The organism is Lentzea chajnantorensis (assembly GCF_054300775.1).
Map to the genome: position 1 here is coordinate 2,230,800 of NZ_JBSDZT010000002.1, position 20,411 is coordinate 2,251,210.

19 protein-coding genes and 2 pseudogenes are annotated in these 20,411 nt (G+C 71.4%); 6 read left to right on the forward strand and 15 right to left on the reverse strand.

Translation table 11 applies throughout. The features are described from left to right. Window positions 1-119: 119 nt before the first annotated feature. Window positions 120-992: a LysR family transcriptional regulator gene (locus tag ACVDFE_RS11810; protein WP_360395421.1), complete on the reverse strand. Its 873-nt coding sequence runs from the start codon at window positions 990-992 to the stop codon at window positions 120-122. Between the two features lie 70 nt (window positions 993-1,062). Here ACVDFE_RS11810 and ACVDFE_RS11815 point away from each other — a divergent pair, with 70 nt between their 5' ends. From ACVDFE_RS11815 to ACVDFE_RS11830, 4 genes and pseudogenes are all read left to right on the forward strand, one after another. Beyond that, window positions 1,063-2,100: an FAD-binding oxidoreductase gene (locus tag ACVDFE_RS11815; protein WP_458430453.1), complete on the forward strand. Its 1,038-nt coding sequence runs from the start codon at window positions 1,063-1,065 to the stop codon at window positions 2,098-2,100. Window positions 2,101-2,202: 102 nt separating this feature from the next. After that, window positions 2,203-2,298: pseudogene (locus tag ACVDFE_RS11820) on the forward strand (hypothetical protein); the annotation flags it as partial. 76 nt (window positions 2,299-2,374) lie between these two features. Then, window positions 2,375-2,653 carry a sensor histidine kinase gene (locus tag ACVDFE_RS11825; RefSeq protein WP_458434480.1) on the forward strand — a complete coding sequence of 93 codons (279 nt, stop codon included), beginning with the start codon at window positions 2,375-2,377 and terminating at the stop codon, window positions 2,651-2,653. 165 nt (window positions 2,654-2,818) lie between these two features. Further along, the gene (locus tag ACVDFE_RS11830) at window positions 2,819-3,202 is read left to right on the forward strand and encodes an STAS domain-containing protein (protein ID WP_360395424.1); all 384 of its coding nucleotides are present in this window, start codon (window positions 2,819-2,821) and stop codon (window positions 3,200-3,202) included. 22 nt (window positions 3,203-3,224) lie between these two features. On the opposite strand, the gene ACVDFE_RS11835 is transcribed toward ACVDFE_RS11830, so the two are convergent. From ACVDFE_RS11835 to ACVDFE_RS11870, 8 genes are all read right to left on the reverse strand, one after another. Next, window positions 3,225-4,370, reverse strand: coding sequence for a glycosyltransferase (locus ACVDFE_RS11835; RefSeq protein ID WP_360395426.1), 1,146 nt, complete (start codon window positions 4,368-4,370; stop codon window positions 3,225-3,227). 54 nt (window positions 4,371-4,424) lie between these two features. Further along, window positions 4,425-5,498 (reverse strand): nucleotide disphospho-sugar-binding domain-containing protein, encoded by a 1,074-nt coding sequence (locus ACVDFE_RS11840; protein ID WP_458430454.1) that lies wholly within the window; start codon window positions 5,496-5,498, stop codon window positions 4,425-4,427. A 91-nt stretch (window positions 5,499-5,589) separates the two neighbouring features. Then, the gene (locus ACVDFE_RS11845) at window positions 5,590-6,513 is read right to left on the reverse strand and encodes a hypothetical protein (protein WP_458430455.1); all 924 of its coding nucleotides are present in this window, start codon (window positions 6,511-6,513) and stop codon (window positions 5,590-5,592) included. Window positions 6,514-6,656: 143 nt separating this feature from the next. Continuing rightward, window positions 6,657-9,416 carry a helix-turn-helix transcriptional regulator gene (locus tag ACVDFE_RS11850; protein ID WP_458430456.1) on the reverse strand — a complete coding sequence of 920 codons (2,760 nt, stop codon included), beginning with the start codon at window positions 9,414-9,416 and terminating at the stop codon, window positions 6,657-6,659. Window positions 9,417-9,669: 253 nt separating this feature from the next. Beyond that, on the reverse strand, window positions 9,670-10,098 hold the full coding sequence (locus tag ACVDFE_RS11855; RefSeq protein WP_360395434.1) for a very short patch repair endonuclease: 429 nt from the start codon (window positions 10,096-10,098) through the stop codon (window positions 9,670-9,672). A gap of 16 nt (window positions 10,099-10,114) precedes the next feature. Continuing rightward, window positions 10,115-10,918, reverse strand: a complete 804-nt coding sequence (locus ACVDFE_RS11860; protein ID WP_458430457.1) for an SAM-dependent methyltransferase — start codon at window positions 10,916-10,918, stop codon at window positions 10,115-10,117. A 57-nt stretch (window positions 10,919-10,975) separates the two neighbouring features. After that, window positions 10,976-11,731, reverse strand: a complete 756-nt coding sequence (locus tag ACVDFE_RS11865; protein ID WP_360395437.1) for a toll/interleukin-1 receptor domain-containing protein — start codon at window positions 11,729-11,731, stop codon at window positions 10,976-10,978. Window positions 11,732-11,823: 92 nt separating this feature from the next. After that, a complete protein-coding gene (locus ACVDFE_RS11870; RefSeq protein WP_458430458.1) occupies window positions 11,824-12,798 on the reverse strand; it encodes a helix-turn-helix transcriptional regulator in 975 nt (324 codons plus the stop codon). Window positions 12,799-12,859: 61 nt separating this feature from the next. Between ACVDFE_RS11870 and ACVDFE_RS11875 the strand changes: the two genes are divergently transcribed. Next, window positions 12,860-13,333, forward strand: a complete 474-nt coding sequence (locus tag ACVDFE_RS11875) for a VOC family protein (RefSeq protein WP_458430459.1) — start codon at window positions 12,860-12,862, stop codon at window positions 13,331-13,333. On the opposite strand, the gene ACVDFE_RS11880 is transcribed toward ACVDFE_RS11875, so the two are convergent. The 4 genes from ACVDFE_RS11880 to ACVDFE_RS11895 are packed head-to-tail and all read right to left on the reverse strand — an operon-like array spanning window position 13,317 to window position 17,207. Continuing rightward, window positions 13,317-14,690: an NAD(P)/FAD-dependent oxidoreductase gene (locus ACVDFE_RS11880; RefSeq protein WP_458430460.1), complete on the reverse strand. Its 1,374-nt coding sequence runs from the start codon at window positions 14,688-14,690 to the stop codon at window positions 13,317-13,319. The two genes, ACVDFE_RS11875 and ACVDFE_RS11880, sit on opposite strands and share 17 nt — an antisense overlap. Further along, on the reverse strand, window positions 14,691-15,908 hold the full coding sequence (locus ACVDFE_RS11885; protein WP_458430461.1) for an MAB_1171c family putative transporter: 1,218 nt from the start codon (window positions 15,906-15,908) through the stop codon (window positions 14,691-14,693). After that, window positions 15,895-16,452 (reverse strand): hypothetical protein, encoded by a 558-nt coding sequence (locus tag ACVDFE_RS11890; protein WP_360395444.1) that lies wholly within the window; start codon window positions 16,450-16,452, stop codon window positions 15,895-15,897. Before ACVDFE_RS11890 ends, ACVDFE_RS11885 begins: the two co-directional genes overlap by 14 nt. Before the next feature lie 47 nt (window positions 16,453-16,499). After that, complete coding sequence (locus tag ACVDFE_RS11895) at window positions 16,500-17,207, reverse strand: hypothetical protein (RefSeq protein WP_458430462.1); 708 nt, start codon at window positions 17,205-17,207, stop codon at window positions 16,500-16,502. Window positions 17,208-17,437: 230 nt separating this feature from the next. On the opposite strand from ACVDFE_RS11895, the gene ACVDFE_RS11900 reads away from it, so the two are divergent. Continuing rightward, window positions 17,438-18,358, forward strand: coding sequence for a GGDEF domain-containing protein (locus tag ACVDFE_RS11900; RefSeq protein ID WP_360395447.1), 921 nt, complete (start codon window positions 17,438-17,440; stop codon window positions 18,356-18,358). Between the two features lie 50 nt (window positions 18,359-18,408). Here the strand turns inward: ACVDFE_RS11900 and ACVDFE_RS11905 are convergent, their stop codons facing one another. Together ACVDFE_RS11905 and ACVDFE_RS11910 are read right to left on the reverse strand one after the other, a co-directional pair. Further along, complete coding sequence (locus tag ACVDFE_RS11905) at window positions 18,409-19,041, reverse strand: DsbA family protein (protein WP_458430463.1); 633 nt, start codon at window positions 19,039-19,041, stop codon at window positions 18,409-18,411. Between the two features lie 34 nt (window positions 19,042-19,075). Then, a pseudogene (locus ACVDFE_RS11910) lies at window positions 19,076-20,330 on the reverse strand (DUF2252 domain-containing protein). Window positions 20,331-20,411 lie beyond the last annotated feature (81 nt).

Genomic DNA, 20,411 nt, shown 5'->3' on the forward strand with positions numbered 1-20,411 from the left:
AGAAGGGTCAGAGTCGGGCGCCGGCCGGCTGTGCCGAGGCGACGGCGAGCGCGCCCGCAGGAACACCTGCGTGCATCGCGTTCTCAGCCGTCACGAACATGCCGCAGATCGTGGCAGACTCACAGATCCGCTGTCACCCGGTTTTCCGCGAGCCTGATCAACGCCCGCGCGGCCGGGCTGTGCGGGCCGCCGGTCCGCCACGCCAGCGCCAACCTGCTGTGCGGCACGGGGTCCGTGATCCGCACCGGGTGCAGACCGGACACCATCGACCCCGCCAGGATCGCCGGCCCGAGACCGCGCTGCGCCAGCGTGATCACCATCGGCGGCGCCGAGGCCTCGAACGCGATCCGCGGCCGCCGCGCGCCGCAGGCCGCGTCCAACGCCCCGCGCAGGCCCGTCCCGACCGGCAGGCTGATCAACCCGCGTTCCAGCAGCTCGTCCAGCGGCACGGATTCCCTGCCGTACCACGGATCTGACTCCGACACCGCCGCCACGAGCGGCTCGTCGGCCAGCACCCGCACCGACAACCCGGCCGGCGTCCCTCCCGCGTACCCGACGAGCGCGAGGTCGAGCCGTCCCTCCACAAGAGACTCGACCAGCTCGTCGGAGTTGGCCTCCGCCAACGTGATCTCCACGCCCGGATGCGCCGAGTGGAACGCCGACAGCAGCTCCGGCAGGTCCTCGATCCCGCACGACACCACCATCCCCACCCGCACGGTCCCGCGCACCAGCCCGGCCAGCTCCTCCACGGTCCGCCGCGCCGACTCCACCGACCGCAACGCCGCCCGCGCCAGCGGCAGCACCGCCGCGCCCACGTCGGTCACCGTCACCGACCGCCCCGACCGGTCCAGCAGGTCGTGCCCGAGCTCCCGCTCCAGCCGCCGGATCTGCGCGCTCACCCCGGGCTGCGCGACGTGCACCCGTTCCGCGGCCCGCGTGAACGACCCCTCCTCGACGACCGCGACGAAGTACTCAAGCTGCCGAAGCTCCATAACGAACGATTCTAGCCGCGAGCACAACCAGCTCTTGGACATATAACCGCAGCTCAACAACGATGAGATCATGCACATCCTGCACCCAGGAGACCCCGGCTACGACGACGAGCGCAGCGGCTTCCAGACCGGCCTGCGCCACGAACCACAGGTCGTCTTCGTCGTGGAGACCGCCCACGACGTCGAGAAGGCGGTCGAGTACACCGAGACCAACGGCCTGCCGTACGCGGTGCAGGCCACCGGCCACGGCCTCACGACCCCCACCACCGGCGTCCTCATCTCCACCAGGCGGATGAACGCCGTCCACGTCGACCCGGACCGCCGCACCGCCACCGTCGAGGCCGGCGCGGTCTGGCAGCAGGTGCTCGACGCCGCCGCCCCGCACGGCCTCGCCCCGCTCAGCGGTGACGCGGCCGGCGTCGGCGTCGTCGGCTACACCCTCGGCGGCGGGTACGGGCTGCTCGCCCGCGAGTTCGGCCTGGCAGCGGACCGTGTCCTGGGCACGACCGAGGTCGGCGACGTCGTGACGACGATGGAGTTCGGGCTTCTGCCTGTGAACCGGGTTCACAGCGGTGAGATGTACTTCGACGCGACACACGCGGAAGCGGTGTTCGACGCGTTCCACGGCTGGGACCTGCCCGACCACGTCACACCGCAGCTCGCCACCATCGCGTTCCCCGACCTGCCGATGCTCCCGCCACCGCTCCGGGGCAGGAACACCGTGCGCATCACCTTCGCGAGCACGCGGCCGTTCGACGTCGAGGGCCTGAAGGTCGCGCCACGCCTCACCAAGGACTTCGGTGTGAAGCCGTTTCACAAGGCGCTCGGCGCACAACTGCCGCCACACACCTACCAGGGCGACAACGTGCTGCTCGGCGAACTGCCCGCGGAGACGTTGCACAGCGTCCGCGTGAAAGCCGCCACCGCCGACGTCCCGATCTTCCTCGGCCTCCTCCCGCTCGGCGCCGGCATCGGCGGGCCCGCCTCTCACCTGCTCAAGCTGATCTCACCGCGGCTGGGCGCCGAACGGGCGCACGCCGAGGTGTTCGACCTGGTCCGGCCCTTCGTCGTCGGCCGGTCGCGCAACTTCCGCTTCGCCGTGCGCTGACGACCATGACGCCCTCACCGACGTCCGGCGCACGGCACCCGACCGCAGGAGCAGGAACGCAGGCGGATCGCCTGGGACGTCCACGACGACCCCCTCCAGGTCGTGATCGCCGTCGGCCTGCGGCTCCAGCTGCTCGCCCGCACGCTCCCCGACAAGCACCGCCACACCGCCGAACAGCTCGACGACGACGTGCGCGAGGCCGTCGTGCGCGAGGCCGTCGACCGGCTGCGCACCCTGGTCTTCCAGGTCCGCCTGCCCGGCATCGAACGCGGCCATGACCGCCTTCCGCATCTGCCAGGAGGCGCTCACCGACGTCCGCAAGCACGCGCGGGCCGCGGCGGTGCTCGTGGACATGTCCACTGTGGACCTGGGCTTCCTCGTGCGGGTGACCGGCGACGGCGTCGGACTGCCCGCCGGCGCCCAGGTAGCCGGGCACTTCGGGCTGGTCGAGACGCGCGAACACGCCGAGGCGGCCGGTGGCCGGTGCACCGTCGTGCGACCGCCCGACGGAGGGACCCTCGTGGAGTTCTGGCTGCCGGATGTGCGACCGTGATCTCCGAGCGCCGACCGGGGAGGCAGGGCGGTCGCCGCCGTTCGACGGAGGGGTTTGCAATAGGTTGTGGTCCGAAAGCAACAGCCGTAACGTCGATGACGCAGCCGGGTTCAGCAGCGTGCTCGGAGTCAGGGTCATACGCGCTTCGGCCACCGGGGAGTGCTGGTGAACGAAGATCAGTTCAATGAGTCGCCGCTGCTGACCGTGCGAGCGGACGAGGTCGCCGGGGTGGTGGTCGTCGCGGTGGAGGGTGAGATCGACGTCGACACCGCGGACGTCGTGCTGGACGCGCTGCGCCTGGGCTTCGAGACGAGCGGGTCGGCCCTGGTCGCCGACCTGACCGAGGTCAGCTTCTTCGGGTCGACCGGCATCTCGACCCTGATCACCGCCCACGAGCTCGCCGACGAGCACGGCAAGGACCTCCGCGTCGTGGCACCGCACCGGGCTGTGCGCAGGCCGTTGCAGGTCACCGGGGTCGCGGACGTCCTCCTGCTGCACGACTCGGTGCCGGAGGCCCTCACCGCGCTGAAGCCGGTGCCCAGCGAGTGACCCCCGCCGGGCACCCGCGCGCCTAACCGGCCAGGTCGACCAGCCTGGGCACCACGTCCGCGGGCGACGGCATCGCCGCGATCTCCAGCCGGATGCGCTCCACGGCGTCGTGCACGGTCGCGTCGTTCAGCAGCTTCGCCGCCGTCTCGTGCACGGCGTCGGCGGTGAACTGGTCGTCGACCAGGTGGGAACCGAGGTTCTCCGCCGCCACCAGCTCGCCGTTGCGGAACTGGTCGGCGCCCTGCGGCAGCACGAGCTGCGGCACCCCGGCCGTCATGGCGCTCACCGTGGTGCCGCTGCCGCCGTGGTGCACGACGAGATCCGCGTGCGCGAGCAGATCCGCCTGGGGCACCCACGACAGGACGTGCACGTTGTCCGGCACGCCGTCGACCAGCGACGCCTCCACCAGCGGTCCGGTGGCGACGAGGACCTCGGCGTCCAACCGGGACAGCCCGGCGATCGCGCGCTGGATCAGCTCAAGACCCGCGAACGCCGTGCCGAACGTCAGGTACACCAGCGGCCTGCGGTGTTCGAGCACCCAGTCCGGCAGCGGCTGCGGCTCGGCGAACGGCACCGGCCGCACCGGGATGCGCTCGACGCCCCTCAGGTGGTCGAGGTCCTGCAACGACGGCGGGAAGATGTCGAGATAAGGCGATCCGAGACCGAAGTTCTGCCCATTCGGCAGCGTTATGCCGAGTTCCGCGAGGTACGCCAGCAACGGGTCCACCATGGTCGCCGGGATCATCTGGTCGTCGACCTTGCCGAATCCGTGGCACACGGTCGGAATTCCCGCCTGCATGGCCGCGATGCCCGCACCGGGGTTGATGATCTCGAAGACGACGAGGTCCGGCTTGTCCCTTTCCATGACCGGCGCCAGGTCCTGGGCGTAGGCGCGGGGGAGCACCGAACCGAAGGCGTCCGAGGCGGTCTGCCGCAGCATGTCGCGGGTGAACCGGTCGGTGCCGTGCAGGCTGTTGGCCTGGTGGAACGCGTCGAAGATGCTCAGGCCCGCATCGACGACCGTGAACCCCAGCGGCGCCAGCGGGGCGTGGAAACCGGAGTCCACGGCGTAGAGGACGTCATGTCCCTGCTCGCGGGCGGCGACCGCGAGCGGGAGCAACGGATAGGTGTGTCCGTGCGAGCCCAGGCTCGAGAAGAGAATGCGCACGCGATCACAGTAGGTGCTGCCCCGTGGAATCGGGTGCGGTTCAGCTTGCTCGATCTAGGTGATGATGTTTTCCCATTCGGCGGCAATATCAGCGGGTGAAGGCATCTTCGCGAGTTCGGTGCTCACCTCCAGCGCGGCCGCCTGCAGAGCCGGGGCGGTGATCAGCGCGGTCAGCAGTTCCGGGGTGACGTCACCGGCCGCCGCCTTCAGCCCGGCGCCGCGCTCGGCGACCGCGGTGGCGTGCACCGTCCGGTCGCCGGGGCCGGGCTCGACCAGCTGCGGGACGCCCGCGGCCAGCGCCGCCAGCAGCGTGCCCGCGCCGCCGTGGTGGACGATGCCGTCGCAGAACGGCAGCACCGCCGGGACGGGCACCCAGCCGGTGGTGCGCACGTTGTCCGGCAGCCCGCCGGTGCGGTCCGGGCGGACCAGCACGAACTCGGCGTCGACGTGGGCGGCGGCCCGCACCACCGCGGCCATCATCGCGCCGGCACCGGGACCCGGCGCGGTGCTGCGGCTGACGAGGATGCGCGGCGTGCCGGACGGTTCGGCGAGCCAGCCCGGCACGTCCCCAGCGCCGCTGTGCGGCACGAACCGCATCGGCCGGCCACCGGGGAACTCCGCGAGACTCGCGGGAGCGGTGCGCAGAACCGTTGCGGGAGAACGGGTCTCGGCGTCCATGCGAGCGCTGACGGCGGCGGTGAGCCGCAGCCCGTCGAACAGCGAGACGTCCTGCACGACCGACGGCACGCCCAGCGCCGAACCCGCGGCGGCCAGCGGTTCGTGCAGCACCACGTCCGGGCGCCAGCGTGCGGCGAGCTCCCGCAACGGCGCCGTCATCGCGTTGCCGACGGCGCCGAAGAGGCGGGAGACGAACCCCAGCTCACCGCTGCCCCGCAGCTCCCTGCGCGCCACCAGCGGGTGCGTGACCACGATCCGGGCCGCGATCCGGCCGAAGTGGACCCCGGCCGGGACGACGTCCTCGACCGGCAGGCCCGACTCCGCGGCCTTCAGCGCCTCACCACCGGTGGCGACGACCACCTCGTGACCGGCCTCGCGCAGCGCCAGCGCCAGCGGCACCAGCGGGAAGACGTGCCCGAGCAGAGGGGCCGACACCACGAGAACACGCATATGGCCAGGTTAGACGCGTTGGGTGAGAGCAGTCTGAGAACAACGCCGCGAGGGCCGCGCCCCTGGGGAGCACGGCCCTCGCGGTCCGGTGTCACTTGGCCATGTCGAACCAGTTGAAGGCCTCGACCATCGGACGGGTGGTGCCGACGTAGCGCGGACCGGTCAGCTCCCAGCGGGTCACCGTGCGGTACGTGCCGGGCTGCAGCGACTCGTCCACCTCGGTGTTCTCGTCGTCCGCGACCGCGACGTACTGCTTGATCGACTTCTTGGTCAGCGTCACGTCGAGCGCCTCGTAGGCGGACTGGGTCTTCAGGTAGTCGCCCTCGCCGTGGTCCCCCGCACGGCCCGGGTCGGCCAGCTTCAGCTGGACCGTGTTGCCGCCGAAGGAACCCGTGGCGGACACGACGGTCACGATGTGACCACCGCTGCGCTGCAGGGACCCGGTCGTCGGGCCCTCCTTGTAGCGGCCGTAGACGAGCTGCAGCGGGCCCTCGTTGAGCTTCTTGGCGAGCTCACCGGCGAAGTCGGGGGAGTTCTTGGTGTCGACCGCGCCCGTCGTGGTGGTCCAGCCGGCGTCACGGGCCGGCTTGGTGGCGATGGTCCACGCCGTGCGCAGGTTCGTGAGGTTGGTGCTGCCGTTGTACTTCGCGTCGACGCCGATCCGGCCGATCGAGTTGGTGATCACGCCGTAGTCGGCCTGGTCCTTCGGGTTCAGGTTGGCGACCTTGGTGGTGATCCAGCCGACCGGGGCGTCCTTCTCGTGAGCCCAGTAGTGCAGGACGTTGTAGAGCGAGGTGGGGCCGCAGTAGGCGCCGCCGTTGTTCTCCAGCCCGGCGCGGAACTGGTCCACGTCGCTCACACCGCACTTGCGGATGGTGAAGTCCGGTCCGGCCAGGTCGGAGGCGCTCACACACGGCGGCGGCGTGCCGATGACCGGGTCGGCCGACGCCATCGGGGCGAAGACGGAGGCGATGGTGGCGGTCGCGGCAGTGACGATCAGAGCGTTGCGGATCATGTCGGTGTCCCCTTCGAGTTCCTGTGTTCCCCTGCGGTGGCACAAGATTCGCCGAGGCGGACCCCCAAGGGCATGAGGGGAGAACCCTCAACCCTCCAGCGCGGAAGTTGGGTGTATCAGGGACACCCCCACGCGCATCTGCTTCAGGCGAGAACGCGGGAGAGGTCCCTGCGACCCGCGATCCCGAGCTTCGTGTAGATGCGGCCGAGGTGGTTCTCCACCGTCTTCGGCGTCACGAACAGCTCCTGCGCGATCTCCCGGTTCGCCCGCCCCGCCGCGGCCAGGTCGGCCACCCGGCGTTCCGAGGCGGTCAACGCCTCCGCACCCACCACGACCTGCCGGCGCGGCCGGTCGCCGAGCGCCTCCAAGGCCTCGGTGGCGCGCGTCCGGAGCACCGCGGAGCCGCACTCACCGGCCAGCTCGATCGCCTTGTGCAGCGGTTCGCGCCCGTCGGAGCGCTTGCGGGCCACCCGCAGCGCCTCGCCGAGGTCGACCAGCGACCGGGCCAGCTCCAGACGGGCGGGGGAGCCCTCCAGGACCTCGACGGACTCCGTCAGCAGGTCCAGGCGCGCGGTGGCGTCGGCGTGGGCGAGCAGCCGCAACGCGGCCCCCACCTCGGTGGCGGCCCCCCACGCGCGGGCGACCTCCAGCTGTTCGGTGGCGAGCTCCACCGCCAGCTCGTGCTCACCCAGCAGCAGCGCGGCCCTCGTCGCCGGTGCGCGCCACGGGATCGTGGGCGGGTCGACGTGCACCTCGTGCATCGCGTCGCGTTGGCGGTAGGCCTCGAACATCGCCTTGCGCGGGTCGTTCTCCGCCAACGCGATGAGCGCGCGCACCTCGTGCAACCAGATCGTCGGCATGGTCGGGCGTGCGTGGGCGTGTGCCCGGTCGAAGGCGTCGATGAGCGACGCTGCTGCTGTCGTGTCGCCACGTTCCAGTGCGGCGTACACGGCGAAGTGGGTGGAGGTCGCGCGCAGGCTGATCACCGTGGACGTGGGGTCCTCCTGGGCGACGGCGGCCAGCGCGGCCTCGGCCTCCGCCTCGACCGCACGCATTTTGCCCTTGCGCCAGCTCAGGAACGAGGTCGCGTTCGCCACCATCGCGAACTCGATCGGTGAACCGTGGGTGCGCACCTTGAGCCGTGCGCGTTCGATCTCCCGTTGCGCCGTGTCGACCCCGTCCGCGGCCATCAGCGCGAGGAGCGCCACGAGCCACGCGACCATCTCGTCGGTGCTTCCGGTCGCGTCGTCCAGATACGCGCCGTTGGCCAACGCACGCGTCGCGGTCGCGGCCACCTCGTCGTGCGGCCACACCTCGTAGCGGCCCATCTGCGCGAGAAGACCCAGCAGCGTGCGTTCGTCGGGGGTGCCTCCGGCGAGGTGCTGGTAGCTGCTCAGGTGCGCGGACGCGGTCTGGCGCTGGTCCGGCAGGAACGAGCGGAACACCGCGAGCCGTGCCTCCAGGTGCAGCCGCGACTCGCCGACCGGCCGCTGGGCGATGGCCTCGGTGAGCTCCGCTATCGCCGCCGCAGGCCCCTCGACCACCGCCGTCGCGGAAGCAGCGGCGGCCACCAGCTCGGCGTCCGGGAGCCCCGCCGCGGCGGCCTTCAGGTGGCGGTGGGCGTTGACCGCGTCACCGGTGCGCAGCAACGCCCGGCCGAGCTCCGCGCGCAACGCGGCGTCGTCGGGCCGTTCGTCCACGGCCCGTGCGAGGTGTGCGGCGGCCGTACGTGCGTCACCGGCGGCCATCAGCGCCGACGCAGCCTTCCTGAGCACGTCGGCGGCGTCCGGCAGCGTGCCCTTCGGAGCGTGGACGAGGTGCGCGGCGATCCGGTCTGCCGGTGCGTGGGCTTCGGCCAACGCCGTCGCAGCGCGCGCGTGCAACGACCCGCGCGCAATCGGGCCGAGACTGCTCAACACCGCCTCACGCACCACGGGGTGCACGAACTCCAGGTGGTCGCCGGGGACGATCACGTTTGCCGCCACCAACGCCTCGACCGCGGCCGTCAGGTCCTCGGTCCGCGCGAGTGCCGCGGCCTGCCACGGATCTGCGTGCGTGCCGAGAACCGCGACCGCACCCGCGAGAGAGACGGCGTCCGCCGGCAGACGACCGAGCGTGGCGCGGAAGACCGTGCTGGGCCCCAGCCCACCGACCTCTGCCGCCGTGTCCGGGTCGTCGATCGGCAACCCGAGCGCCGCCAGCTCGTCGACCAGCACCCCGGCCAGGAACGGGTTGCCGCCGCTGGCCGCGTGCACGGCCTTCACCACCTCGGCGTGCCCACCGACCAGCCTGCCGATCGCGTCCGGGGTGAGCGGCCGCGGCAGCAACCGGTCGGCCGACATGCTGAGCTGCGCGAGCGGGCCCGCGTTGTCCGCGGGCGGCCGGGTGGCCACGACCAGCGCGATCGGCAGGTCGGAGATCCGGCGCGCCAGGTAGCCGAGGAACCGCAGCGACGACAGGTCGGCCCAGTGCGCGTCGTCCACGGTGATCAGCAGCGGCCGGGTGGAGGAGAGGTCCACCGCCACCCACCACAGCGAGTGCAACGTGCGCGCGAGCTCGGCCTCGCTCGGGTCGAGCGCCGCGTCGTCGAGTGCCCTGAGCGCGGCCCCCGACGGCCCGGCGAGGATCTTCTCCCTCACCTCACCCGAGTAGCGCGAGATCGACCGCTCGACCAGTTGCCGCACGACCCCCCACGCCATGGCGCTCTCCAGGGCGTCGCCGACCGCCTGCAACCGCCCGAACCCGCGCTCCTTGGCCAGCTCACGGCACTCGTGCACGAGCCGCGTCTTGCCGATGCCCGCACGCCCCTCGATGACGACGACACGACCCTCACCACGGGTGGCTGCGTCCAGGGCTTCGCGGATGTGCGCGATCTCGTCATCTCGTTCAAGCGGTTCGCGCACACAGTGATCGTAGCGGCCCTCCGGCGGGCTACATGCTGGTCATCGGCGTCGCGGACGGGCGACTTGATGCTCCATCGGGGTGAACGCACATCAGTACACGCAGTCGTCCGCCGAGGGCCGCCGCGGGACCGGCCAACAGCATGATCATCTGATTCGGTCTGCCCGCCGCACGACCCGCCCGCCCCCCCCATACCGCTTCGGCAGATCACGCCACGACACCCCGGTCTTGGAGGAGGAAAAGCGCCCGGCTCGATCAGCGCGGTCGCCTGCTCAGCACCACCTCGTGCACGCGGGCGGCCGCGGCTGCGGCGTCCTCGTGTTCCCACACGCGCACCGCCAGCCAGCCGGCATCGGTGAGCTTCGCGTCCGTGTCGAGGTCACGGCGGCGGTTGGTCTCGATCTTCGTCCGCCAGAACTCGGCGTTGTTCCTGGGCCACGTGGCGTGCTCGGGGCAGCCGTGCCAGAAGCACCCGTCGACGAAGACCGCGACCTTCGCGCCGGTGAAGACGATGTCGGCCTCCCTGCGCACGCTCTTCAGGGGCCGGCGGTGCACGCGGTAGCGCAGGCCCGCGGCGAACAGCGCCCTGCGCAGCTCGATCTCGATCTGCGTGTCGCGGGACTTCTGCTTGCTCATCCGTGCCCGCACACCCGGCGCGGTCTCGAGCGGCTCCACGGAGGCCATTCTCCCGTGGTGGTGCTCAGCGCTTGCGGGCGAGTCCCACGTAGACGTCCTCGGGGCCGCCCTCTCCGGCGGGGCCGAGTTCGGGGTGCCAGTGCGGTGCCGCGACGACGCCCGGTTCCAGGACCTCCATGCCCTCGAACATGGGGAGGAACTCGTCGCGCGAGCGGAAGTACATGGGGTCGCGGCTGTGCTGCATGGCCTCGACGACGGTCCCCATCTCCTGCGGCTTGAAGTCGGCCGTGAGGTGCGATAACGCGATGAGGCTGCCCTGCGGCATGGCGTCGCGATAACGTGCGACGACGTCGGCGGGACCCTTCTCGTCGGGTACGAAGTGCAGCACGGCCACCATCAGCAGGCCGACGGGCCGGGACAGGTCGATGAGGTCCTCCACGACCGGGTCGGACAGCACGTCCCGCGGGGAGCACATGTCGGCCTGCACGACGCCGGCGTTCGGGTTGCCCTCCAGGATCAGCTGGCTGTGCGAGACGGCGACCTCGTCGTGGTCGACGTAGACGACGCGCGCGTCCGGGTTCTCCTGCTGCACGATCTCGTGCACGTTGCCGACCGTCGGGATGCCCGAGCCCAGGTCCAGGAATTGCGTGATGCCCTGCTGCATCATCATCAGCACGGCCCGGCGCATGAACGACCGGTTCGACGCGGCGATGGCCCGGCCGTCGCGCAGCACGCCGAGGACCTTCTCGCCGACCACGCGGTCGGAGGCGAAGTTGTGGCCACCTCCCAGCAGGAAGTCGTAGACGCGCGCCGCGCTGGGCACGTCGGTGTTGATTCCTGCGGGCACCCACGAGAACGGCTCGGACATGACGGTCAACCTACCGGGTTGCATGCACGCGTGTGTGACCCCGGAACGGGTGAACCGCTACGGGAGCAAATGGCGGAACGCGGCGATGAGCAGCAGCCGTTGCTGGTCGACGTCGAGCGCGTCCTCGGGGCCCAGCCACTCGACCCTGATGCCGAGGTCGACCGCTGTCAGGTCCACAGTGGACTCATCCCGCGCGATCGGGCTGTCCTGGTGCAACAGCTGGTAGGAGAACCGGATCGCGACCGTGCCGTCGAAGCTGACCTGCTCCTCCGGCAACCGCAAGGCGGTGTGCACGGCCCCGTGCAGGGCCTCGCCGGTCAGGTGCAGCGGCGCCATCACCACGTGCGTGATGCCGAGGTCGTGGCTGCGCACCGACACCGCGACCGTGGGCCCGTCCGCGACCGGTGGCCGCGGCTGCGGGAACACCGGCAACGCCGACTTGCGGTCCGACCGCCACGCCGTGACCAGCCGCTCGACCGCGTCCACCAGGTCCACGTGCTTGCGCGGCGTCAGCAACGGCAGCGGCTCCTCGTCCACGCGCACGATGAACAGGAACGCGCGGCGGCGGGTCAGCTCCGCGGCGAAGTCGGCGATCCAGGTGTCCGTGGCCCACTCGCGCGACGGTGTGTGGGACGACCACAGCAGGACGTAGTAGTCCGACGACGCGATCGCGTCGGGCACCGGTGCGTCGGTCAGCTCGGTGAGGGAGGTGGTGACGTTGCGGGCTTCCAGGCCGGCTTGCAGGGCGTCGGCGTGCTGGCGGTCCTTGTGGGCGTACGCCAGGAACACCTTCGGGTGGATGTCTAAGGGCACGGGAGTCACCGTTCTTCCGCTGTGCCTTGGGGGTCTGCGGACAGTTGCCGTGGGTCGCAGGTTAACGATCCAGGTGCGGTTCAGATCGTTTGTCATGTTTCTGTCCTTGAACCGGCGCCTATCGAGTGGGTGATGCGGGCCGCCACCCTGCGCAGGTGGTCGACCAGCGGCCCCGGTCCGTGCACCGTGAAGTCGCAGTCCAGCAACGTCAACCGGAACGCCAGGTACTCGACGGTGTCCTCCCCGCTCTCCCACCGGCACGACGCCGCGTCGAGTGCCCGCAGCTCCCCGGCGGCGTCACCGAGGCGGGCCCGCGCCACCTCCACCGGCAACCGCAGCGTCGCGGAAGCCCGGTGCACCGGCACCGAGTCGTACATCCGCTGTGCCACGTACTCCACGGCGTCGCCGCCGGGTGCGGTGCGCGGGGTGGAACGGGCGCCGGTCGCGAGGGCCGACGTGATCCGGTCCAGGCGGAAGATGCGCCAGTCGGCGCGGTCGAGGTCGTGGGCGAGCAGGTACCAGCGGCGGCCGAGTGCGACGAGGCGGGTGGGTTCCACGTGGCGTTTCGAAGTCACGCCCTCGGCGGAGACGTAGGAGAAGCGCAGGCGTTCGCAGGCGTGTGCGGCGGCGGCGACCACGGTCAGCTGGGCGGGGTCGACCAGTGCGGCCGCGGGGACCGGCGAGGACGAGGTCGTGGCGGTCAGGGTCGCCACGCGGCGGGCCAGGCGCGGGGGCAGGACCTGGCGCAGTTTCGCGAGGGCGCGCAGGGAGGCGTCGGCGATGCCGGACACGGGCTGGCGGGCCGCGGTGTGCAGGCCCAGGGTGATGGCGACGGCCTCCTCGTCGTCGAGGAGCAGCGGGGGCATGGCCTGGCCGGCGACCAGGCGGTAGCCGCCGAGGGTGCCGAGGGTCGCCTCCACCGGGTAGCCGAGGTCGCGCAGGCGGTCGACGTCGCGGCGGATCGTGCGGCCGGTGACGCCGAGGCGGGTGGCGAGCTCGCTGCCCGGCCACTCGCGCGGGGTTTGCAGCAGGGACAACAGGCGCAGGAGCCGGGCGGCGTCGCTCATGCCGGAAACCTAGGCCAGAAGTAGGACCGATGTCGTCCTACATCGGCCATACGGTCGGGCCATGAACGTTGTGCCGGAGGGCTACCACACCGTCACGCCGTGGCTGATCACGCGCGGCCGCACGGTGGAGCTGATCGAGTTCGTCGTCGAGGTGTTCGGGGCGGTGGAGCTGGGGCGCGTCGGGCAGACCGGGGCGATCGGCCACGCCGAGGTGCGGATCGGGGACTCGGTGGTGATGATGTTCGACCATCCGGACTGGCCGGCCACACCGGGGTTCCTGCGGTTGTACGTCGCCGACGACGCGGCCGTTCTCCTGCGGGCGGTGGAGAACGGCGCGCGGGTGCTCACCGAGCCGACCGAGCTGTTCTGGGGTGACCGGGTGAGCAGGTTCGCCGACCCGTTCGGCAACCTGTGGTGGGTGCACCAGCGGGTCGCCGAACCGGCCCCGGACGAGCTGGACGCCAGGATGCGCGACCCGGAGTTCAGCAGGGCGATGGAGTACGTGCAGAGCCTGGACTTCACGCCGGGCCGGTGACGCGGGCGCGTTCCTCCGCGGTCAGCGTCGGGGCGGGGGCAGCGGTGCGCGGGCCGCGGAGGGTCGCCAGGAACACCCTGGGGCTCATCAGGTTCGTCATCGGGCCGGAGAGGGTGAACGCGTCGATGAACGCGCGGGTCACCGCCGGTTCGGAGGTCGCGGTGCGGACCAGGCGGTCGACGTAGCGCTGCAGGACGCGGCCCGCCAGCGGCAGCGGCTTGCCGATCGCGTCGGGGTAGAGGATGTCCTGGTTGGTGGCCATGGCCCAGGCGCCGTCGACGACCTTCGCGATGGCGCGCTGCACCTGCTGCGCGGTGGCACCGGAGCGCAGGCCCGCGTCGAGGGCCAGCGCGCTCTGCGCGGCGATCGACATGCCGTGGCCGTACACCGGGTTGTAGGTGGCGACCGAGTCGCCGAGCGCGAGCACACCCGTGGGCCAGGACTTCAGGCGTTCGAAGAACAGGCGGCGGTTCGCGGTGCCGTGGGCGCCGTAGACCGGGGTCAGCGGCTCGGCGTCGGCGATGAGGTCGCCGACGACCGGGTTGCGGACCGAGCGGGCGAAGTCGACGAACCGCGACTCGTCGGTGGTGGGCTCGCCGCCGCGGGTGCCGGAGAGCGTCACGAGCCAGCGCCCGCCCTCGATCGGCAGCAGCGTCGCCGTGCAACCGGGGTGCGGGTCGCGCGGGTTGGCCTGCACGTTGACGATCGGGAAGTCCGTCGCCGCCGAGGCGGGGGCGCGGAACACGCGCGTGGCGTAGGCGAGACCGGAGTCGACCGTCTCCTGCGGCACCTCGGGCAGCCCGAAGTCCGCGAGCCACCGCGCGAGCTTCGAGGCGCGGCCGGTGGCGTCGAGGACGAGGTTCGCCTCCAGCGAGACGCGCTCGCGGGAGACGCGGTCCTCCACCAGCACCCCGGTCACGGCGTCGCCGTCACCCAGCAACGACACCGGTTCCGTGCCGGTCAGCACCGAGATCTTGTTGTCCCGCAACGCCTGGCTGCGCACGACCCAGTCGAGCAGGCTGCGGCTGCACGAGACGATGTACTGCATCTCCGGGAACCGCGGCACCCAGCCCTGCGCGCTCAGCGACACCAGCGCGTTGGGCACGCCGATGCGGTGCGCGCCGGCGGCGAGGAGCTCGTCCAGCGTGCCGGGCAGCAGCTCCTCGATCGCGCGGGCACCACCGGACATCAGCAGGTGCGCGTGCCGGGCCTGCGGCACGCCGGTGCGCGGCTCGGGGCCGTCCGGCAGCTGGTCCCGCTCGACCACGGTGACCTCGTCGTAGTGCTTGACGAGGACGGTCGCGGCGAGCATCCCGGCGAGTCCTCCGCCGAGGACCACGGCGTGTGTCGGTGCCATCTAGTCGTTTCCCCCTGCTGCGTGCACGCGGGCGGCGTCGGCCACCGCGGCGTCGACGATGGGCGAGTGCTGGAACGCGCGCGAGATGCGCACCCACCGGTCGTGTTCGGTCGAGAGGTCCGTCCCGTCGACGATCTCGGCGACGGGACGGCGCTGAGGTGGCCTGCGACGGGCCTCGGTGGTGCCGGCGGCGCGCAGCTGGGCGGCCTCGACCACGGCGGCCAGCTCGTCGGCGGGCAGCTCGGCCGCGCGGGCCAGGGTGGTGGCCGACTCGCCCACGGACAGGTCGTAGTACGGCGTCAGCGCCCAGCGCCAGTCGTTCAGCTCGATGATCTGCCTGCGCACCCGGTGGTGCGGGTTCAGGAACTTGCCCGGCGCGACCAGCACGATGTGCGGGTTCACGTGCGCCAGCGACCGGTGCAGCGGCCGCAGCAGGAAGTACGTCCGCCACCGGCGCAGCCACAGCCGCGGCGACGGGCGGCGCGGCCCGAACACCGGCAACGCCATCGCGATCACCAGCGGGACGATGCTGAGCGCCGCCACCAGCGGTGCGGCCGTGCTCAGCACGTCGAAGCTGCGCTCACCGGCCCAGTTCATCAGCAGCACGAACAGCTTGACCACCGCGAACGCCACCGGGCCCAGACCGGTGAGCGCGTACCAGCGCAGCCCCCGCGCGAGCCACGGCCGCGCCGAGATCGCCTCGTCACGCGCACCCTGCCAGCAGTGGTAGGCCTGCCCGCCGCAGCCGACCGCCGTGGCCACGAAGTAGATGAACAGGAACACCGCCACCGTCGGCTGCGTGGCGTAGAACGTGTCGAAGTCGACCTGGCGCTCGTCGCCGACCTCGGACTTGAAGAACAGCACCACCATCGCCGCGATGATCGTGCCGTAGCCGATGAGGATCAGCCGGACCCGTTGCCACGCCTGGACCGGTGGGCAACGCCAGTACAGCACCAACGCGAACGACGAGCCGGAGAACCCGACCACGAGCGAGTACACCAGCAGCGCCGCGAAGTTCGGCACGCCCGACACCCAGTTGATCCAGGTGATGTTCGCGGGCGCGGCGAAGAACACGGCGAACGCGGAGAACGACACCGTCGAGATCAGCGCGACGACCCTGGGGCTGCCCCAGTTCGAGCGCAGCGCCCGGATCTTGTAGGCGAGCAGGAGCAGACCGGTCAGACCGCTGGAGAGGTAGGCCAGGTCAAAGATCGCCACGACGCACCCAGCGGGATCGCCCCTCGAGCGACTCGGCGATCCGCCGCACGTGCGGAGCGGTGTCGGTGCCCGCCGTGTCCGCCCACACGTGGTGCTCGGTCAGGCGCTCCAGCAGGTGGTCGGCGAGGTTCTCGGCCTGGCGCTCCTCGTCCTCGGTGAGCGTGGTGCGCCCGGCGATGATCTGCGCCATCCGCGGCAGCAGGTTCGGGGCGAGCTTGCGCATGCCCTCGGCCTTGGTCAGCGCCACCGGCTCGTGCCGCAGCAACGCGTGCGCGAACTCGTGCAGCAGCACGTGCAGGCGGTGGTACCACGACGGCGAGTCGGCGCAGAGCACGAGGTACGTGCCGTTCTCCAGCAACGCCGTCGCGCCGCTCAGGCACGTCGTCCCGGTGATCTGCGCGAAGCGCACCTCGACTGGGCTCCCGAGCCGCTCGCCCATGAGCTCGCAGACCCGGCGGCTCGCGTCCCGGTGCGTCGCGTCAGGCGGCAGGTCGAGGTCGCGGGTGACCTCGTCGACGAGCTCGCGCAGCTTCCTGCGGTTCACCCGGCGCCTCCTCTCGTCCTCGGCAGCAGCGGTCCAGATCGCGATCTTCACGCGTTCTCGGGCGGGGTGCGGCGGCCCTTCATCGGGAACGTCCAGCCCTCGCCGACCTCCAGCGCCTGCCGGAACCCTTCTACCGCAGCGGCTCTGGCCTGCGGGGAGAGTTCACCCGTCCGCTCGGCCAGGCGGGTGACGAACTCGACCACGCCGAGCTCGCGCAACGCCAGGAAGTCGGTCAGCTCCGAGTCGACCTTCGCCGCGACGTCGTCGTCGAAGAAGTACGCGGGATCGGCGCCGAAGTGGTCGGCGAGCCCGAGGATGTGCTTGAGCCGCGGGTTCGCGCTGGCCTGGCTGAGCAGCTCGCGGATGTAGCTCGCGGAGATGCTGCCGTAGTGGCCGGCGCTGCTGATCGACGCCGCGACCTCCTCCGGCGACCACGGGCCGCGGTCGGGCGGGTGCACCGCCTCGAACAGCGTGCTCAGCGCGGTGGCGCGCCAGCCGGGGCGTTCACCGCGGTAGAGCTCGCGCCGTCCGCCCAGGAACACGGCGGGGTGCACGCCGAGCGCGCCGGCGAGGTCGACGACGGCCTGGCAGGTCGGGTTGTCCTTGACGCCGAGCCGCAGCTGCGAGATGTAGCCGTGCCCGATGTCCCCGCCGCGTTCCCTGACCGCCGCCGCGAGCGCCACGTTGGTCATCTTGCCGGGGTGGTTGGGCGGGTTGTTGCACAGCTCGTTGAGGACCTCGGCGAACGGCCTCACGCCACACCTCCGCTGGAGCGACCCTACGGCCGGCAATCATTCCACTGCTGTGGAACCTCGCGAGCATATGGCATCACAAGGGTTGAATCCACCAGTGCGTAGCCCTATGCTCACAGTCCGCCGCTTCCACTGCTGTGTCGCGTTTGATCCGAACGACGTCACTTCAGTTGAACGTGGCAGCTGAGGCCAGTCAGGGCTGACGTCTGGGGGGACTGATGACGACGGCGCGGATGGGGCTGACTGTGAACGACGGTGCTGCTCGTTCCCTTGTCCTGCACGACGAGAGCGCTCCCTCGCGGTGCGGTTCCTGCGCTCAGCCGCTCGGTGCCTGGGCCACGGACCGCCTCACCGGCCTGCTCGGCCGCTGGGGCTGGGACGACCAGGCGCCCGCGCTGTACCGCAGGGCGCAGCGCCGCTGGGAGCAGGTCGCGCTGCTCATGATCGACCTCGACCGGTTCAAGAAGATCAACGACGACTACGGCCACCCGGCCGGAGACGTGGTGCTGACCGACGTGGCGGGCGTGCTGACGACGCACACCCGCTCCGCGGACCTGGTCTGCCGGTACGGCGGCGACGAGTTCCTGGTCCTGCTGCCGCGCACCACACCGGGCGAGGCCGCCGTGGTCGCCGAGCGGATTCTGCGCGGCATCAGGGCGTTGCGGACCGACATCACCACGAACGACGGCTACGGCCTCACGCTGACCGGCCAGACCGCCTCGATCGGCGTCGGCGCGCACGTCCCCGACCCCGGTGCCACGGTGGTCGACCTGGTCCGCGAGGCCGACGCCGCACTGCAGCTCGCCAAGCGCGGCGGCCGGGCGCGCGTCCAGGTGCACGACCCCGGCTCGTTCGCGGAACGCCGCACGGACACCGCGGCGCTGCACCACCTGCTCGTGTTGCAGGAGCTGATGGGCAGCGACCTGCTGCCGCACGTGCTGGTGGAGCTGTCAGAGGGTCCGAAGGCGTTCGAGGAGCTCGTCGCCACGGCGGGCCCGACCGTGCACCGGACGTTGGAACGCCTGCAGGACAACGGTTTCGTGATCCGCCGGGCGGCGAGGTACGAGTTGACGGCCGCGGCACGCGAGTGGATGACCGACGTGCTGCCGGTCGTGGGGGCCTGGGCCGGGCGCCACCACGTGCACGTGAGCTGAACCGCCGCGCGAACCTCGGGGCGTCGAAGGCACAACATCTGGCACCCTGCTCAGCGGATGGCCGCGAGCCGTTCCTCGACCTCCTCGGCCGTCGCGTGCCCGCGGGCGAGCGCGTACCCGTTCGTCCCGTCGAGCGCGATCAGCGTCGGGTAGCCGCTGACGCCGAACCGCGCCGCGCGCACGAAGTCCGCCTCCGGCTGCGCGCTGTGGAACGCCGCGACCACCGCGTCGCCGTCGAGCCCGAAGTCGGTGGCGATCCCGCGGAACGTCTCCGGGTCGGACAGGCTCCTGCCGTCGTGGAAGAACGCCTGCTGCACCGCGATGGCCAGCTCAGCGGCCCGCTCCGGCGCGGCTTCGCGCACCGCGGCCACCCCGCGGGCGGCACCCTCGGAGTCCATCACGAACTCGCCCTCGTCGAGCAGCCGGTTGAACGCGTCGCCGAACCGCGCGCCCGTACGTGCGGTCACCTCCACGTTCGCGTCCTTGATGAACCCGAACTCGCGGATCGGCACGCGCCGCGACCCGGTGAACAGCCCACCGGAGACGACCTCCACCGGCAGGTCGGGGTGGCGTTCGGTGAGGGCGCGCAGCGTGCCGGAGAAGGCGTGCGACCAGCCGCAGTAGGCGTCGAAGACGTAGACGAGCTTCACGACCGGGTACAAGCGCCGGTCCGGCCAGGACATTCCCGCCGGACCTGTCGGCTCCGCACGGGACGGGTCAGGCGGTCGAGCCGACTCCCTTGATCCGGCCGTCCCGGAACGCGTCCACGAACAGCCGGTGGTCCTCCCGGGTCTGCTGCGCGTAGTCCAGCGCGAACGTCACGATCGACTCGGTGAACTCGCGCTCGCGCGACCCGATGACCTCGGCGATGGCCTCCTCGCACTGGAAGTCCACCAGGGTCTGCTCGGAGTCCTCGTCGGCGACGCAGTGCATCTTGGCGGTGGCGCGGCCGAGGTAGTCGAGCACGGGCAGCATGTCGGCGGGCTCGGTGAGGTCGGACCAGTCGAGGTCGGCCTCGTACGGGGAGAAGCTCGGCGACGACGTAGCCGACGCCGTCGATCTCGGTGTGGCCGAGCCACGGGTCGGCGTGGGCCTGCAGTGCGCGTTGGGAGACGGCGGTGCGGTGGCCGTGGTCGGTGAAGTACGCGCGGATGCGGTCGTCGGGGACGATGCGGCTCGGGGCGGCGACGTTGGCCTGCTTCATCGACAGCACCACGTCGTTCTCCAGCGCCTGGGTGCGGCCCTCGACGAGGATGTTGTAGGCGTGCAGGCCGGCGGAGCCGATGCCGAAACCGCTGCGGCCCACCACGTCCTTCACGGTGTAGGTGCGGCTGCTGGCGCGTTTGCCCTGCGGGATCGTGTCGAGGTAGGCGGCGTAGGCCTGTTCGACGGCGGCGCGGACCTCGTCGGACAGTTCGTGGGTGCCTTCGCGGTCACGGCGGAACGTCCGCTCGTAGTCGCGGATCGTGGTCTTCTCGCGCAGCAGGTCGATGCGGGTGGCGAGGCGGGCGCGCTGCAGGACGCGGTGCAGGGCGCCCTCCGTGCTGTCGAGGCCGAGGCTGAACAGCTCGTCGCCGGGTTTCTCGGCGAACGTGCGGACCTGCGTCACGTAGGCGGCCACGTAGGTGCCGATCAGCTCGGTGATCGCGCTGTCGGGCAACGCCTTGCGCCAGCCGAGCAACGCCATGGAGGCGGCGAAGCGGCGCAGGTCCCACGTGAACGAGCCGAGGTAGGCCTCGTCGAAGTCGTTGACGTCGAAGACGAGCGTGCCCTCGGAGTCCATGTAGGTGCCGAAGTTCTGCGCGTGCAGGTCGCCCTGGATCCAGATGCGGCCGGTGCGGTCGTCGGCCCACTCGTCCGGCAGCTCCGCCATGTCCGCGTAGAACAGGCAGGCGCTGCCGCGGTAGAACGCGAACGGTTCCGCCGCCATCTTGCGGAACTTGTGCCGGAACGCGGCCGGGTCGGCCGTCATCAGGTCGGTGAACGCCTCTTCGAGCACGCTCACGATGCGGTCGCCACGATCGGTCACGGCGGCACCCCCTTGTCTCCCGGC